Origin of the sequence: Agrococcus sp. UYP10, assembly GCF_040547205.1 — a bacterium.
Lineage (GTDB): Bacteria > Actinomycetota > Actinomycetes > Actinomycetales > Microbacteriaceae > Agrococcus > Agrococcus jenensis.
The window spans coordinates 2,879,034-2,893,879 of the sequence record NZ_JBEPPG010000001.1 but is presented as its reverse complement, the minus strand read 5'-3'; the positions used below and the strand labels follow the sequence as shown (position 1 = coordinate 2,893,879).

Below are 14,846 nucleotides of genomic sequence, written 5' to 3'. Positions count from 1 at the left end.
ATGGCTGAGGCGCTGCATGGCTGAGGAGTCGCGGCTCGCACGGATCGCGAACGTGCGGCCCTGGGGCGGTGCCGCCGTCGACCTCGAACTCGACGGGGACCGGATCGGCGCCGTCGTGCCGCACGACCCCGCAGCGCCTCCCTCGCCGGGACGGGCGCTGGACGGTCGGGGGCTCCTCGCGCTGCCCTCGATCGTCAACGCGCACGCCCACGTCGACAAGTCGTGGCTCGGGCTGCCGTGGCAGCCGTACGGCGGCGGGGGCGGCACCGACGGGCGCATCCGCCACGAGCGCGCGCGGCGCGCCGAGCTGGGCATCCCGAGCGTGGAGCGCACGGCGGCCGTGCTCGACGCGCACGTGCGCCACGGGACGACGCTCCTGCGCACGCACGTCGACGTCGACCTCGAGCTCGGCACGCGCGGTATCGACGTCGTGCGCGAGGCCGTCGCGGCATACGACGGTGCCATCGAGGCGACGATCGTCGCCTTCCCGCAGGACGGGGTGCTGCGGCGGCCCGGCGTGCTCGAGCTGCTCGACGCGGCTGCTGCGGCCGGGGCGGAGCACGTCGGCGGGCTCGACCCGGCGTCGATCGATCGCGACCCGGTCGGCCAGCTCGACGGCATCTTCGCCATCGCGGAGCGCCACGGCGTCGGCATCGACATCCACCTGCACGACGCGGCCGAGCTCGGCGCCTTCCAGCTCGAGCTCATCGTCGAGCGCACGCAGGCGCTCGGCCTCGAGGGGCGCGTGAACATCGCGCACGGCTTCGCCATCGCCCAGCTGCCCGACGCGCGGCGGCGGGACCTGCTGCAGGCGATGGGCGAGCTCGGCATCACCTTCACCACCGTCGCACCGCTGCGGCTGCCGCAGCTGCCGCTCCACGAGCTCGACGCGGCCGGGGTGGGGTTCGCATTCGGGACCGACGGCATCCGCGACCTGTGGAGCCCCTACGGCACCGGCGACACCCTGGGGATCGCGTGGCAGTACGCGCGCGCGTCGTCGCTCGTGCGCGACGAGGACCTGCGCCGCGTGGTCGAGATCGCCACGCGGGGTGCCGGGCGGTTCGCGGGCCGCGAGCAGCACGACCTCGTCGTCGGCGCACGGGCGGATGTCGTGCTCGTCGAGGCGGAGCACGCGATGGATGCGCTCGTGCGCGTGCCGCCGCGGCTCGCCGTCGTCGGAGGCGGGCGGCTGCTCCATGGCTGACGCGTTCATCCTCGACGCCGTGCGCACGCCGCGCGGCCGCCGCCGCGGCGCGCTCGCCGAGGTGCACCCTGTCCGGCTCGCGGCCGGGCTGCTCGCCTCGCTCGAGGCGCGCGGCATCCCCGCCGACCGGATCGACGACGTCGTGCTCGGGACGGTGTCAGCCGTGGGGGAGCAGGGCGGCGTGCTCGCGCGCGCGGCCGTGCACGCGGCCGGCCTTCCGGACGCGGTGCCCGGCATGCAGGTGAACCGGTACTGCGCATCCGGCCTCGAGGCCGTCACGGCTGCGGCGGCGCGCATCGCGGCCGGCTTCGACGACCTGATCGTCGCCGGCGGCGTCGAGGCGATGACGCGCGTGCCGCTCGGCAGCGACGGTGGCCCGTACGCGACCGATGCGAGGGCGCTCGAGCCGTGGAGCCTCATCCCGCAGGGCGTGAGCGCCGACGCGATCGCCGCGCTCGACGGCTTCGGGCGCGATGACGTCGACCGCTTCGCGCTGCAGTCGCAGCAGCGCACGGCGGCGGCGTGGGACGAGCAGCGCTTCGCGCGGTCCATCGTGCCGGTCGTCGCCGGCGACGGCGCGGTGCTGCTCGACCGCGACGAGCATCCGCGCGCCGGCACGACCCTGGAGGGGCTCGCGGGCCTCGCGCCCGCGTTCGCGGCGTTCGGCGAGGGCGGGTTCGACGAGGTCGTGCGGCAGCGGCACCCGGAGCTCGCGCGGATCGAGCACGTGCACACGGCGGGCAACTCGTCAGGCATCGTCGACGGGGCAGGGCTCGTGGTGATCGCGGGCGAGGCCGCCGCGGCATCGCTCGGCCTCCCGCCGCGGGCTCGGATCGTGGCGGCGACGTCGATCGGCTCGGACCCGACGCTCATGCTCACCGGGCCCGTCGCCGCCACCGAGCGCGTGCTCGCGCGGGCCGGCCTCGGCATCGACGACATCGACCTCTTCGAGGTGAACGAGGCGTTCGCATCCGTCGTGCTGCACTGGATGCGCGAGACGGGCATCGACGCCGACCGGACGAACGTGAACGGCGGCGCGATCGCGATGGGGCACCCGCTCGGCGCGACCGGCGCGATGCTGCTCGGCACCGCGCTCGACGAGCTCGAGCGGCGGGGCGGCCGGCGCGCGCTCGTGACGCTGTGCGTGGGCGGCGGCATGGCCTCGGCGATGGTGATCGAGCGGGTCTGACGCCGCCTCGGTAGTGTCGGTCGGGTGACCGACAGCACCGATGCCAAGCCCACCGACGACGCGACGAAGACGGCGGAGGTGCACGCGGTCGACGAGCTCGTCATCACGAAGCACACGCTGACGACCGCCGAGGGCGAGCTCGCGTACACGGCGCGCGCCGGCCGGGTGGTGCTGTGGCAGGAGAAGGTCGAGGACGACGTCTTCCGCGGCCGGAAGCCGCGGGCGCAGGTGGCCATCACGGCCTATACGGCCGACGACGCGGACCCCACGACCAGGCCCGTCACGTTCGCCTTCAACGGCGGGCCCGGATCCGCGAGCGTCTGGCTGCACATGGGCCTGCTCGGTCCGAAGCGCGTCGTCATGGGCGACGCGGGATCGCTCGCCGCGCCGCCCTACGGCCTCGTCGACAACCCGGAGTCGCTGCTCGCGGTCTCCGACCTCGTCTTCATCGACCCGGTGTCGACCGGGCGCTCGCGGCCCGTGGAGGGGCAGAAGGCGAAGGAGTTCCACGGGTTCACCGCCGACATCGAGTCGGTGGCCGAGATCATCCGCCAATGGGTGACCGCGGAGGGCCGCTGGATGAGCCCGAAGTTCCTGGCGGGGGAGTCGTACGGCACGACCCGCGCGGCGGGGCTCGCGCAGCTGCTGCAGGAGCAGCTCGGCATGTACCTGAACGGGCTGCTGCTTATCTCGAGCGTGCTCGACTTCTCGACCGCGAACTTCGAGCGCGGCGGCGACCGGGCGCACGCGATGTACCTGCCGTTCTACGCGGCGACCGCCTGGCAGCACGGCTTCCACGCGGGGCGATCGCTCGAGGAGGTCGTCGAGGAGGCGCGCGAGTACGCCGCGCGGGACTACCCGTGGGTGCTGACGCGCGGTGCGCGACTGACCGCCGAGGAGCGGGCGGCGGCGATCGCGACGCTGGCGCGGCTCACGGGGCTCAGCGAGTCGTACATCGATCGCGCCGATCTGCGCATCGAGCACTGGCGATACTTCGGCGAGCTGCTGCGCGACCGCGGGCTGAGCGTCGGCCGGCTCGACTCGCGGTTCACGGGGCCAGCCGCGAGCGGCATCGCCGAGCACATGGACGCCGACCCGTCGATGGACGCGATCCTCGGCCCGTACGCGGCAGCGTTCCAGCACTACCTGCACCACGACCTGGGGGTGCGCGACACGGGGCCGTTCCACGTGTTCGGGCTCAACGTGAACGAGCAGTGGAGCTACAAGGAGTTCGAGAACGCGCCCGTCTACGTGATCGACCGGCTCTCCCGCGCGATGCGGCAGAACCCGCACCTCGCCGTGCACTTCGCCTACGGCTGGTTCGACGGTGCGACGCCGTTCTCGGCGGCCGAGGACTCGGTCGCGCACCTGCAGATCCCCGAGGCCCTGCGCGACAACCTCGAGCACCGCTACTACGAGGCCGGACACATGATGTACGTCCACGAGCCGTCTCGCGTCGCGCAGTCGGCGGACCTGGCCGACTTCGTGCGGCGCCGCTCGGGGCTCGCCACAAGCTAGAACGGCGCCTGCGGTGCTGGCCCGAACGTGCCTCGCCAGAGCCATTCGGTGTAGCTCTCCGTGAAGCGTGGCCCGACCTGCTCGGGTTGGTCGACGTAGACGGCGCCCATGGGCGATTCGAACCGCAGCACGCCGGGTTCGATCTGGGTGACCTTCCATCGTCTGGCGGCCGGGAGGACGGCTCCCTTGAGCATGTGATGTCGTCGGCAGAGATGGGCGAGGTTGCCGGGTGTGGTCTTCCCGCCGTCGATCCAGGCGATGGTGTGGTCGATGTCGGCGTGCTCCGCCTTGGCGCAGCAGCCGGGCCATCGGCACCGCTGGTCGCGCTCGCGCAGCAGTCGCCGCACCTTGCGAGACACGCGATACGTGTCGACGGCTATGACGTGTCCCTTGACGGGGTCGGTGAAGACCCTGGTCCAGGTCTTCGTCACCCCGGCGAGCCATAGGGCGGTGTCGGGGTCGACGAGCGCGCCGCTGCGCAGCCTGGCGCTGTCACCGCTGCTGTCGTCGCCGAGCAGCACGGTCGCGGGGATGACGATCGAGACCTGCGCGCGGATGCCCGCGAGTGCCGGGTCGGTGGGCTCGCCGGTGAGGAGCAGGTCGCAGCAGGCGTCGACGCGGCGCTGGTCCATGGTGCGCGGATCGTCCGGGCCCGCTGCCTGCGCCATCTCGGTCGCCCGGTCGAGGATGCCGTGCGCCAGCACGGTCGGCATGTACAGCACCATCTTCGACATGGCGTCGGCGAGGTCGGTGACGAACACCTCGCGCCCGTCCCTGGCGACGCGGTGCCGCTCCACCAGCGGCTCCTCGATGAACTGCTCCAGCTCGCGGCGGGCGATCTTCGCGAGCCGCGCCGGCGTGGTGGTCTCGGCGACGGGCAGCAGCGCCGTCTCGAACTGCGCGCGGGCTTCTGGCGTCTTGAGGGGTGCGCCGATGTCGGTGATGACGCGGAGGTGGCCCTGGTGGATGCGGGTCTCGCCCCAGGCGCGGAGGGTTGCGGGCCATTCGTCGAGGGTCCGCATGGCGCGGTCGATCTCGGCTTCGACGGTGCGGTCGCTGCGGCGCTGGCGGAGGGCGAGCTCGTTCGCGAGGTCGCGCATGACGATGCCGGCGTCGAGGTGCGCGTCGCCTGCCTCTTCGAGCGCGAGCAGCCCGAGCCCGGCGAGCGCGTGCGTGCGCATCGCCTGCAGCCCCGCGATCGCGGCATCGAGGTCGACCACGATCTTGATCGCCGACGCGCGCACGTCCTGCACGGTCGGCGCGGGCACGGCCTCGAGCGCCAAACCGGTCTCGACCGGCGTCACCGCGGGGGCGCCGGACTCGGCGACATCTCCGGGTCGCGGCCCCCGCAGCCACATCGGCCCTTCGGCCGCGGCGGGGTCGAGCGGCACCGGCAGCTGCCGGTGCGTCGGCCACCGCGAGGCCTGGATCTCCGTCGACATGGGCGCAGTCTCCCACCGGCCACTGACACGATCACGCCCCTGTGGACAAGCGCGAACCACGCGATATGGGTGCTGGCCGTGCCGCCGCCTCGCCACGGATGCGCTAGTCTGTTGCAGTTGCCTTCGGGCAGCTCGATCGCAAGATCGACGGGCTGTGGCGCAGCTTGGTAGCGCACCTGACTGGGGGTCAGGGGGTCGCAGGTTCAAATCCTGTCAGCCCGACCATCATGAGGCTCTTCCTTCGGGAGGAGCCTCATCGTCGTCTCGGGCCGGCGGCACCGCGTACGCTGTGGCCGTCATCGACGGAAGGGGTCCACATGTCCCACGACGAGCACGCGGCTGAGCACCACGTCCCGAGCCCCGGCGAGCCGAGCATCCCGGAGCTCGAGGCCGACCAGGCCGAGGCGCCGCGTCCGGAGGAGGAGATCGCCGACGCACTGCGGGCAGAGCCCGACCTTCGGAAGGATGCTCGAAGCTCCGAGTGACGCGGCAGCGGTCGTGCTCAGCGCTCCGCGACGATGGGCGTGGCCGACAGCTGCTCGCCGGGCACCTTCACGGTCCGCTTCGTGTCGATCGCGATCACCGCGCCGACGATCACCATCGACAGCGCGATCGACGCCGAGACATCCGTCAGGTAGTGGTAGCCGAGGTAGATCCGCCCGGCCGCCTGCGCGACGATCATGGCGATCGCCACCGCCACGGCGAGCACCGTGAACCACGTCTTCTGCAGCCTGCTCGCGATCAGGAACGCGAGCAGCAGGAAGAAGTCCGATGCGCCCAGCACGTGCCCCGAGGGGAACGAGAAGGTGTGGTCCGGCCCGAACAGCATCTCGCCGATTGGCGGGCGCGGGTGCTGGACGATCGGGGCGATCGTCAGCGCCAGGAGCACGCCGGTCAGCATGCCGCCCGCGAGCAGCAGCGGCCGCCAGAGGTGCTTCGCGGTAATCGACCAGGTCACGACGACGACCAGCACGATGATCGGCAGCGCGACCGGACCGAAGATGATCGCGAGCACGATCATCGCGGTGGTGGTGTCCGGTGACCGAAACTGGTCGAACCAGGCGTCGACCGGCACGTCGAGGCGCTCGAACCCGGTCTGCGTGACGACGCCGATCAGCAGCGTCGCGAACAGCACCGCGCCCACCACCGCGAGCACCGCGGCGGTGACGTAGAGCCGCCTCCGCGCCGCCGGCTTGAGCCGGCGCTCCTCCACGATGAACTTTTCGTTCCACTCGCGCAGGCGCTGCCTGCGGGTGAGCTGCTGGGTCATGTCGGTTCCCGACGTCGTGTAGTTGCTCAGCGGTCGAGCGGAGTTGCATACTCCCATCTCGTTGACGTTACTGCCGTGAACGTGGACGGGTGATCCGCGGATGGGACGACGGGCGAGATCCCGTCGGGGTTGACCTGCGTTCGCTCGAGCGGCCAGCGTGGGCGGCATTGATTCATCGCGACGAGGAGGTAGCGACTTCGGCCCGCAGGGCGCTTCTCCGGTTAGGTTTGCGGCGTGCGGTCGGTGCGGGCATCGCTGCACCGCCACCATCGTCAGCGGCAACATCGCTACCAGGTGCGAGAGCATCAGCGGAATACCGCACTCTCGAAGTTCGACCCGGGGCCTTGACAGCGGCGTGCACTATCCCGCTCATGCAGAGGAGGAACTTCAGCGGGCGCCCGTCAACGGTCATTGAACGCTCACCAGGCGCCCGGGCTCCCACCGTGGGGCTTGACGCGAGCCCCGGGCATTCGTCATGGTTCTCACACAGTGTTACCGATCTGCTTTGGAGGCGTCCTGGCACGAGACCTCTCGGGAACTCCCGGAAGGCAACGTGGCATACAGGGCGAGTCGCTTAGAAGTTTGCGAGGCGCGCATGCTTGATCGAGACCGGACCCTTGCGGCAGAGCTGTTCGACGAGTCACCGCACTTGCGATCAACGGGGGAAGTGTCGCCTAAGTTTCGCGCGCTGTCCTCGCGATCCAAGCGGGTCACTGTCGGGGGCCAGGCGCTGCACGTCGTTGAGGGTGACTTGCTACTCGATGACGATGAACTCATCCTCCACGCGTTGCGTTCAGAGCGAGCGGATCTCGTGCCGTCGCAGACTTGGGGGGACTCCGACCTGGTTGGCATATTGCTCAAGGGTCGACCGGTGCGCTGGGATCGCGGCACGGTCCTACGCTACTGCGTCCTGAGGAATTCTTTCCCTGACCGCGATACCTACCGAGTGGCGCGGGAAAGTATGGCTGATGCAGCGGCCGCCTGGGAGTCCGTGTGCGCCATCGAATTCACGCACGAAGTGGAATTCGACGAGTTCACCGATCTCGCCGCTAGTGCGCGAGACATCAGCGAGCGACTCGTCTTCGTCGTTCGGTTCATCGATGCGGGTGGAGAGTTCGTCGCGTCGGCGTTTTTCCCAACGCAACCGCCTGCTCGTCGCAAGGTGTTGATTGATCCGTCTTTTTTCAGCGACGACTTGAATTTCGACCGCGTCGGCATCATGCGGCACGAGCTCGGGCACATCATGGGGTTCCGACACGAGCACATCCTCGCCGGTGCGCCCGCGGATTGTCCTGAGGAGAAGGATCAGAACATATTCTCGTTTGGCCCGTATGACCCGAAGTCGGTGATGCATTACTTCTGCGGCGGCGTTGGAACGCTCGATTTGACTTTGACTCCCGGGGACATAAAGGGAGCAATGGGGCTCTACCCTCGCGACTAGCAACATGGCGTGAGGATTCCGACGCTCCGCCCGGGAGCTTCGTATCATCAGAAGAGGTGAAAGCATGGGACCTATAGTCAACGCCATCGCATGGTCGAGTGGCGCTCTCGCGGGTGTCGGAGTGCTAGCGATCGTGCTCGCAGGAGTGCTGTCGATGACGCACTGGGGTCAAGTGTTCATGCCGCCGCACTCACCTGGGGGGTTCGTCAATGATGTAGTCGGGTCGTTCTTCCAGGAAGTCTGGAAGTTCATCAAGCGCTTCGCATCGATTGCATTCTCAGCGCGGCCCGAACGAAGATTCCGACGAATCGGCGCATGGGGCGTGATGGCGTTCCTGCTTGGCGTCGTTGTGCTCGTCATCTCACTCTTCATGATGACGCAGTCGGGCTCGGGGGCTGCAGAGCCGTCACAGACTCCGACTCCGACTCCGACTTCGACGTCTGGGTAGTCTCGCCATCGCGTTCCAATCTCGGTCTCGGGCGAGCTGTTGTCCTCTGCCTGCGAGCTTGACCGCGCAGCAGTGCGGCTTGTGCAACTGCCATATGGCTGCGCATCGGCTGAGATGAACCACTATGAGGCGGCAGTCAGTTGCCGCTCGATCGTTCGACTGCGCTACGACCAGCCGCCTGGACGTGTGCAAGAGGCGTGAGTGCCGCCGCCAGCCTGGGCATGGCTCTGCTCGAATTGAGTGAGTGCCCGGCGGCGCTCCGTCGAACCCCAGGTGAGAGCGCGCCCTCGGCGGATTGCGGTCGTGGCAGCGCGCGACTGCGGGAGCCGAGCACCGGTTCGCACCGGGCGTCTGCGCCGACCGCTATTGTTGGACTGAGCCCAACAATGCCCGCCGCGCGAGAGAAGGCCGACGCATGCCCACGAGCGACCCGGTCGCCTCCCTCGAGCACGTCACGGTCAGCTACGGCACGACGCGCGCCCTCGGCGACGTCACGCTCGACATCGCGAGCGGCGAGATCATCGGCGTGATCGGAGAGTCGGGCGCCGGCAAGTCGACGCTGCTGCGCCTGCTCGACGCCGTCGAGCACCCCTCCGAGGGCAGCATCCGGCTGCTCGGCACCGATCCCGCGGCGCTCGCGACCCGCGAGCTGCGCGCGCTCCGCCGTCGCATCGGGATGGTGTTCCAGGGCTTCAACCTGCTGTCGAACCGCACGGTGCGGCAGAACGTGGCCCTGCCGCTCAAGCTGCAGCGCACGAACGACCCGGCGCTCGTCGACAGCCTGCTCGACTACGTGGGCCTCGCCGATCGCGCCCACCGCTACCCGGCGCAGCTCTCGGGCGGGCAGCAGCAGCGCGTCGCGATCGCCCGCGCGCTCGTCACGCGGCCCGGGCTGCTGCTCGCCGACGAGCCGACGAGCGCGCTCGACACGCGCACGACCGAGGGCATCCTGCAGCTGCTCGCCGACGCCCGCCGGGACTTCAACACGACCGTCGTGCTCGTCACCCACGAGCTCGAGGCGGTCGGCGCGATCTGCGACCGCGTCGCGGTGCTCGAGCAGGGCGCGCTGCGGAGCGTCTTCCCGGTCGCGAGGACCGACTACGGCCGCGAGCACGCGAGCTACCTCGAGCATGCGCAGCGGGTGCTCGGCGCGTGAACGACCTGCTCGCATCCCTCGCCGCCAACGCCGACCAGATCGGCATCGCGCTCGCCGAGACCGGCTACATGCTCGCCTTCTCGCTCGCGGCGGCCGTCATCATCGGTCTGCCGCTCGGCGTCACCATCTTCCTCACCCGACGCGGCGGTGCGCTCGAGCGCAAGCCCGTCTGGCGGATCGCCAACCTCTACGTGTCGGTCATCCGCTCGTTCCCGTTCCTGCTGCTCGTCGTCTTCCTGATCCCGCTCACCCGCGCCCTCTACGGCACGACCTTCGGCACCGAGGCCGCCACCTTCCCGCTCTGCTTCGTGGGCGTCGCCATCTACGCGCGGCTCGTCGAGCAGATCCTGCTCGAGATCCCGCCGGGCGTGCTGCAAGCCGCCCGGTCGATGGGGGCGGATGTGCGGCAGACGGTCGTGCACTTCCTCCTCGTCGAGGGGCGGTCGGGCCTCGTCTACGCGCTGACCTCCGCGGCGATCAGCCTCATCTCCTACTCGACGGTGCTCGGCATCGTCGGCGGCGGCGGCATCGGCGACTTCGCCCTGCGCTTCGGCTACCAGGAGTACGACTACCCCCTCATGTACTCGATCATCGCGATCGTCATCATCGGCGTCCTGCTGCTGCAGACCGCCGGCGAGCGCGTCTCGAGCGCCCTCGACAAGCGATGACCCGCACGACCCGGAAGGCTCCCATGACCCGCGCATCCGCACGACCCCGCCACCGCATCCGCCACGCCCTCGCCGCCCTCGCGGCAGGCGTCGGCCTGCTCGCCACCGGCTGCGCTGCACCGGGCGCCGCGGATGCGCCCGAGACCGTCACCATCCGGGTGGCGGCCACCGTGACCCCCATGACCGACGCGGTCGAGGCGGCCGCCGAGGTGATCGAGGAGGGCTACGAGGTCGAGCTCGTGCCCGTCTCGGACTACGTGCAGCCCAACGTGCTCGTGCAGAACGACGAGATCGACGCCAACGTCGTGCAGTTCGAGTCGTTCATGGAGGAGTTCAACGAGCGGAACGGCGCCGATCTCGTCGTCGTGCAGCCCGTCTACGCCACGGTCGTCGCCTTCTACTCCCGCACCCTCGAGTCGCTGGACGACCTGCCCGACGGCGGCAGCGTCGTGATCGCCAACGACAAGGCGAACGCCGCCCGCGCGCTGCAGCTGCTCGCCGACAACGGGATCATCACCCTCGACCCCGCGGTCGAGCGCTTCGCCGCCCGCGTGAGCGACATCGTCGACAACCCGCGGAACCTCGAGATCACCGAGGTCGATCTGCTGCAGCTCAACACCGCCTACGACGAGGCGGATGCGGTCTACAACCTGCCGTCGTTCGCCCGCCAGATCGGGCTGACGCCGCAGGACGACGGGCTCGTCGTCGAGCAGGACGAGCGCTTCGAGGTGGCGCTCGTCACGCGCGCCGGCAACGCGGAGTCGCCGGCGATCGCCGCGCTGCAGCGTGCGCTGACGAGCGACCGCGTGCGCGAGGTGCTCGAGGGCCTCGGAGTGCCGCCGGCGTTCTGAGCCGAGCCGCTCGTCGCCTCAGACCGCGCGCAGCACGAGCGCGGCGTTGTGGCCGCCGAAGCCGAACGACGTCGACAGCACCGTGCGCAGCGCCGCCGGCCGAGCGACGTGCGCGACGACGTCGAGCTCTGGGAACGCGGGATCGTCGAGGTTGATCGTCGGCGGGATGACGCCGTCGCGCATCGCGAGCAGGGACAGCGCCGCCTCGAGCGTGCCGGCGCCGCCGAGCAGGTGGCCGGTCGTCGACTTCGTCGACGTCACCGGCACCGCGCCGAGCCCGGCGCTGAAGACCGTGCGGAGCGCCGCGGCCTCCATCGCGTCGTTGAGCGGCGTGCCGGTGCCGTGCGCGTTCACGTGGTCGACGTCGGCGGGGGAGCAGCGCGCGTCGTCGAGCGCCTGGCGCATCGCCGCGGCGGCCCCGCTGCCGTCGGGGCGCGGCGCGGTCGCGTGGTACGCGTCGGAGGTCACGCCGTAGCCGGCGATCTCGCCCAGCACGTCGGCCCCGCGGCGGCGCGCGTGCTCCTCGGACTCGACGAGCAGCGCGGTGGCGCCGGCCGACATGACGAAGCCGCTGCGTGCCCGATCGAACGGGCGGCTCGCCCGCCACGGCTCGTCGGCGAAGCCCGGCGCGAGCGCGCCGAGCATCGAGTTCACCGCGAGGTTGACACGGTTGAGGCAGTCGTCCGCGCCGACCACGAGCACCGCGTCGGCGTAGCCGTGACGGATCGCACGGAGCGCGTCGCCGAGCCCGACCGCGCCGCTCGCGCAGGTCGCGGCGGTGCCGACGCCGGCCCCGCGCGCCCCGTACCGCTCGCTCAGGAACGCCGCGGCCGCATCCGGCCCGCCGTAGACGACGACGCCGGGCGGCACCCGGCGCGGGCCGTGCGCGTCGAGCGCCCGCACTGCCTCCTGCGTGAGCGAGACCGCACCCGAGCCGGTCGCGGCGGTCACCCCGAACCGGTGCGGGTCGTGCGCGGCGAAGCCCGCCATCGCCTCGGCTGCGGCCGCGACGCCGTAGAGCGCGTGCCGGTCGAGCCGCTTGGCGTCGCTCCGCGAGACGTGCGCGAGCGGGTCGAAGCCGCGCACCTGCCCGCCAACCTTGACCGCGAGGTCCGAGACTTCGATGCCCTCGAGGGCGCGGATGCCGCTGCGGCCGCTGACGACGGCGTCCCACGTCGACGCCATGCCGAGGCCGTTCGGCGTCACCGCGCCGATGCCGGTGACGAAGGCGCGGGCGTTCACAGCCGCTCCGCCGCGTTCACAGCCGCTCCGCGGTGCCGTCGGCGATGAGGTCGGCCACCGCGACGCGGCGGATCTTGCCGCCTGCGGTGCGCGGCAGCGCGGCCGCGCGGTAGTAGCGGTGCGGCAGGAACTGCGGGGCGAGCAGCTGCCGCAGTGCCTGCTGCATCTGAGGCTTCGGGGGCACGGCGTCGCGGTCGCCCTCGACGACCACCGCGACGATCGCGCCGAGCGACGCATCCGGCAGGGCCACCGCGCAGCACGACTCGCAGCCGGGCACGGTCGCGAGCGCGCGCTCGACCTGGGGCAGCGACACCTTGTGGCCGCCCGAGACGGCGATGTCGCCCGCGCGCCCTGCGAGCTCGATCGCGCCGTCCGCGAGCGCCGCGAGGTCGTGCACGCTCGACCAGCCGCCGGCATCGGTGATGCGCTCGGCGCTCGTCGCCGAGACGTAGCGCTCGACCGCCGACGCGACCCGCACGTGCAGCGTGCCGATCTCGCCGTCTGGGAGCGACCGCCCCGCGTCGTCGCGCACGGCCAGCTCGACGCCGTCGAAGGGCGTGAGCCGCGTGCCGTCGCCGACGTCGCTGTAGCCGATGAAGCCGATCTCGGAGGCCCCGTAGTAGCTGCGCAGCCGCGCGCCCCGGACCGCGGCCTCGAACACCGTGCGGATGCGCTCGCCCTGGTTGGCGCCGCCGGTGATGACCGTGCGGAGGGACGCGAGCGCTCGCGCGCCCGACGTCGAGCGCTCGGCGGCCGCGACGAGCGCGAGCAGCATCGCCGGCACCCCGACGAAGCGCTCGATGCGCTCCTCCTCGATCGTGCGGACCGCGGCGACCGCGTCGAAGCCCGACTGCAGGTGCAGCGACCCGCCCGTCGCCAGCACCTCGACGAGCGCGTAGAGCGTGAGGCTGTACGACACCGGCCCCGGCGCGAGCGTGCGCATGCCCTCCTCGGCGCCGAGGAACGCGCGGCTCACGCCCACGTTGATGTCCCAGCTGCCCCGCGTGCGCAGGAAGCCCTTCGGCAGATCGGTCGTGCCGGAGGTGAACAGCAGCAGGAACGGCTCGTCGCGCGGGCGCACCTCCGGCCCGGCCGAGGCCGGCGCATCCGCCGCGACCGCGTCGAAGCGGTCGAGCGAGACGGCGGTGCCGCTCCAGCGCTCGAGCCCGGCCAGCGCGTGCTCGAAGCTCGCGTCGTCGGTCACGACGATCGCCGGATCGACGCGGCGGATGGTCTCGAGCCGGTGCTCCTCCGGCCACAGCGGGTCGAGCACGGCGATGATCGCCCGGAACGACGTCACGCCGCTGATCCAGCGCGCGATGTCGATCGCGCGCGACAGCGAGACCGCGATGATCGGCACGCCGCCGGTCTCCGCGCTCGTGCGCCCCGCAGGCGTCGCGGCGGGCCCGCCGAGCAGCTGCTCGATGCCGCTGCGGATGCGCGTGCACTCGGCGCGCAGGTCGCCGTAGGTGATGCGCTCGCCGTCACCGGCGAGCGCGAGCCGCCCGGGATCCGACTCGGCGACGGCGATGATGCTGCCGGTGAACGTCACCCTCCGAGTCTAGGCTCGGGGCCGTGACGGACTCCCAGGTCGACGACGCAGCGGACCTCGAGGACGCAGCGCAGTTCGAGCAAGCATGGCGGCGCTGGCAGGCGGTGCGCTGGCGCACGGTCGCCGGCCCGCACGGCATCGCGGCGCTCGCGGCGACGGTCTGGCTCAGCGACGCCGACCAGGCGGTCGACGGCGTCGACGGCCGCTGGCGCGCGGACGGCGACCTCGTCGTCGGGACGGGTCTGCAGGCATCCGGCTACCGGCATCGCGACGGCGCGGAGGTCGCCGACACCGTGACCCTCCACGCGGGCGAGACGCTCGTCGCCGGCGACGTGCTGCTGCGCGCCTTCGTGCGGGAGGGCATCCCGGCGCTGCGGCGCATCGACCCGCACACCGACCGCCGGGTGCGCCTGCGCGAGATCGCGACGCATCGACCCGACCCCGCGTGGGTGGTGACGGCGCGCTGGACGCCGAACGACGAGCCGCTCGAGGTCGAGGCGGTCGACGGCCACCGGACGACCCGCAGCGACGCCGGCACGCTCGCGTTCGAGCTCGGCGGCCGAGAGCGCTCGCTCATCGCGACTCGTGGCGATGGTGAGCTCGCGGTCGTCTTCGCCGACGCCGCGGGCGACGAGCAGTACCCGTTCCGCTTCCTGCGTCCCCGGCTGCCCGACGAGCACGGCGTCACGACGCTCGACTTCAACCGCGCGTTCCTGCCGCCGTGCGCCTTCAGCGACCACTACGTCTGCCCGATGCCGCCACCCGGCAACCGGCTCGACCTGCGGGTCGGGGTGGGGGAGCGGATGCCCGTCTACGACGACGCGCGCTGACCAGCGCAGTCAGCGGCATCCGGCACACTGTCGCC

At 71.5% G+C, this 14,846-nt stretch carries 13 protein-coding genes and 1 tRNA gene; 10 read left to right on the top strand and 4 right to left on the bottom strand.

Features of this window, described 5'->3' with window-relative positions:
* Window positions 1-16: 16 nt before the first annotated feature.
* Genes ABIB37_RS14210 through ABIB37_RS14200 form a run of 3 tightly spaced genes read left to right on the top strand, consistent with a single transcriptional unit; the run spans window position 17 to window position 3,911 of the window.
* Window positions 17-1,204 carry an amidohydrolase family protein gene (locus tag ABIB37_RS14210; RefSeq protein ID WP_354261446.1) on the top strand — a complete coding sequence of 396 codons (1,188 nt, stop codon included), beginning with the start codon at window positions 17-19 and terminating at the stop codon, window positions 1,202-1,204.
* A complete protein-coding gene (locus tag ABIB37_RS14205) occupies window positions 1,197-2,393 on the top strand; it encodes an acetyl-CoA C-acetyltransferase (protein WP_354261444.1) in 1,197 nt (398 codons plus the stop codon). Before ABIB37_RS14210 ends, ABIB37_RS14205 begins: the two co-directional genes overlap by 8 nt.
* Window positions 2,394-2,417: 24 nt before the next feature.
* Window positions 2,418-3,911 (top strand): S10 family peptidase, encoded by a 1,494-nt coding sequence (locus tag ABIB37_RS14200; RefSeq protein WP_354261442.1) that lies wholly within the window; start codon window positions 2,418-2,420, stop codon window positions 3,909-3,911.
* Here the strand turns inward: ABIB37_RS14200 and ABIB37_RS14195 are convergent.
* Complete coding sequence (locus tag ABIB37_RS14195; protein ID WP_354261440.1) at window positions 3,908-5,353, bottom strand: HNH endonuclease signature motif containing protein; 1,446 nt, start codon at window positions 5,351-5,353, stop codon at window positions 3,908-3,910. The genes ABIB37_RS14200 and ABIB37_RS14195 overlap by 4 nt on opposite strands.
* 148 nt (window positions 5,354-5,501) lie before the next feature.
* On the opposite strand from ABIB37_RS14195, the gene ABIB37_RS14190 reads away from it, so the two are divergent.
* A tRNA-Pro gene (locus ABIB37_RS14190) sits at window positions 5,502-5,578 on the top strand.
* Between the two features lie 92 nt (window positions 5,579-5,670).
* On the top strand, window positions 5,671-5,838 hold the full coding sequence (locus ABIB37_RS14185; protein WP_354261438.1) for a hypothetical protein: 168 nt from the start codon (window positions 5,671-5,673) through the stop codon (window positions 5,836-5,838).
* Window positions 5,839-5,855: 17 nt separating this feature from the next.
* On the opposite strand, the gene ABIB37_RS14180 is transcribed toward ABIB37_RS14185, so the two are convergent.
* Entirely contained in the window at window positions 5,856-6,929 is a 1,074-nt protein-coding gene (locus ABIB37_RS14180; protein WP_354261436.1) for a phosphatase PAP2 family protein, read from the bottom strand.
* A gap of 289 nt (window positions 6,930-7,218) precedes the next feature.
* Here ABIB37_RS14180 and ABIB37_RS14175 point away from each other — a divergent pair, with 289 nt between their 5' ends.
* The 4 genes from ABIB37_RS14175 to ABIB37_RS14160 all read left to right on the top strand — a co-directional run bounded on the left by ABIB37_RS14175 (window position 7,219) and on the right by ABIB37_RS14160 (window position 11,187).
* Complete coding sequence (locus tag ABIB37_RS14175) at window positions 7,219-8,064, top strand: zinc metalloprotease (protein WP_354261434.1); 846 nt, start codon at window positions 7,219-7,221, stop codon at window positions 8,062-8,064.
* A gap of 863 nt (window positions 8,065-8,927) precedes the next feature.
* Window positions 8,928-9,668: a methionine ABC transporter ATP-binding protein gene (locus tag ABIB37_RS14170; protein WP_354261432.1), complete on the top strand. Its 741-nt coding sequence runs from the start codon at window positions 8,928-8,930 to the stop codon at window positions 9,666-9,668.
* On the top strand, window positions 9,665-10,336 hold the full coding sequence (locus ABIB37_RS14165; RefSeq protein ID WP_354261430.1) for a methionine ABC transporter permease: 672 nt from the start codon (window positions 9,665-9,667) through the stop codon (window positions 10,334-10,336). Before ABIB37_RS14170 ends, ABIB37_RS14165 begins: the two co-directional genes overlap by 4 nt.
* A gap of 23 nt (window positions 10,337-10,359) precedes the next feature.
* Complete coding sequence (locus tag ABIB37_RS14160) at window positions 10,360-11,187, top strand: MetQ/NlpA family ABC transporter substrate-binding protein (protein ID WP_354261428.1); 828 nt, start codon at window positions 10,360-10,362, stop codon at window positions 11,185-11,187.
* An 18-nt stretch (window positions 11,188-11,205) separates the two neighbouring features.
* Here the strand turns inward: ABIB37_RS14160 and ABIB37_RS14155 are convergent, their stop codons facing one another.
* Window positions 11,206-12,429, bottom strand: coding sequence for a beta-ketoacyl-[acyl-carrier-protein] synthase family protein (locus ABIB37_RS14155; protein WP_354261426.1), 1,224 nt, complete (start codon window positions 12,427-12,429; stop codon window positions 11,206-11,208).
* 16 nt (window positions 12,430-12,445) lie between these two features.
* Window positions 12,446-13,981, bottom strand: coding sequence for a class I adenylate-forming enzyme family protein (locus ABIB37_RS14150; RefSeq protein WP_354261424.1), 1,536 nt, complete (start codon window positions 13,979-13,981; stop codon window positions 12,446-12,448).
* A gap of 23 nt (window positions 13,982-14,004) precedes the next feature.
* Between ABIB37_RS14150 and ABIB37_RS14145 the strand changes: the two genes are divergently transcribed.
* On the top strand, window positions 14,005-14,811 hold the full coding sequence (locus ABIB37_RS14145) for a DUF1684 domain-containing protein (RefSeq protein ID WP_354261422.1): 807 nt from the start codon (window positions 14,005-14,007) through the stop codon (window positions 14,809-14,811).
* Window positions 14,812-14,846: the final 35 nt, after the last annotated feature.

Bases quoted from the DNA above. Each gene is read 5' to 3' on its own strand.
- ABIB37_RS14210 (WP_354261446.1), top strand. From the start codon at position 17: ATGGCTGAGGAGTCGCGGCTCGCACGGATCGCGAACGTGCGGCCCTGG.
- ABIB37_RS14205 (WP_354261444.1), top strand. From the start codon at position 1,197: ATGGCTGACGCGTTCATCCTCGACGCCGTGCGCACGCCGCGCGGCCGC.
- ABIB37_RS14195 (WP_354261440.1), bottom strand. From the start codon at position 5,353: ATGTCGACGGAGATCCAGGCCTCGCGGTGGCCGACGCACCGGCAGCTG.
- ABIB37_RS14185 (WP_354261438.1), top strand. From the start codon at position 5,671: ATGTCCCACGACGAGCACGCGGCTGAGCACCACGTCCCGAGCCCCGGC.
- ABIB37_RS14180 (WP_354261436.1), bottom strand. From the start codon at position 6,929: ATGCTCTCGCACCTGGTAGCGATGTTGCCGCTGACGATGGTGGCGGTG.
- ABIB37_RS14175 (WP_354261434.1), top strand. From the start codon at position 7,219: ATGCTTGATCGAGACCGGACCCTTGCGGCAGAGCTGTTCGACGAGTCA.
- ABIB37_RS14170 (WP_354261432.1), top strand. From the start codon at position 8,928: ATGCCCACGAGCGACCCGGTCGCCTCCCTCGAGCACGTCACGGTCAGC.
- ABIB37_RS14160 (WP_354261428.1), top strand. From the start codon at position 10,360: ATGACCCGCGCATCCGCACGACCCCGCCACCGCATCCGCCACGCCCTC.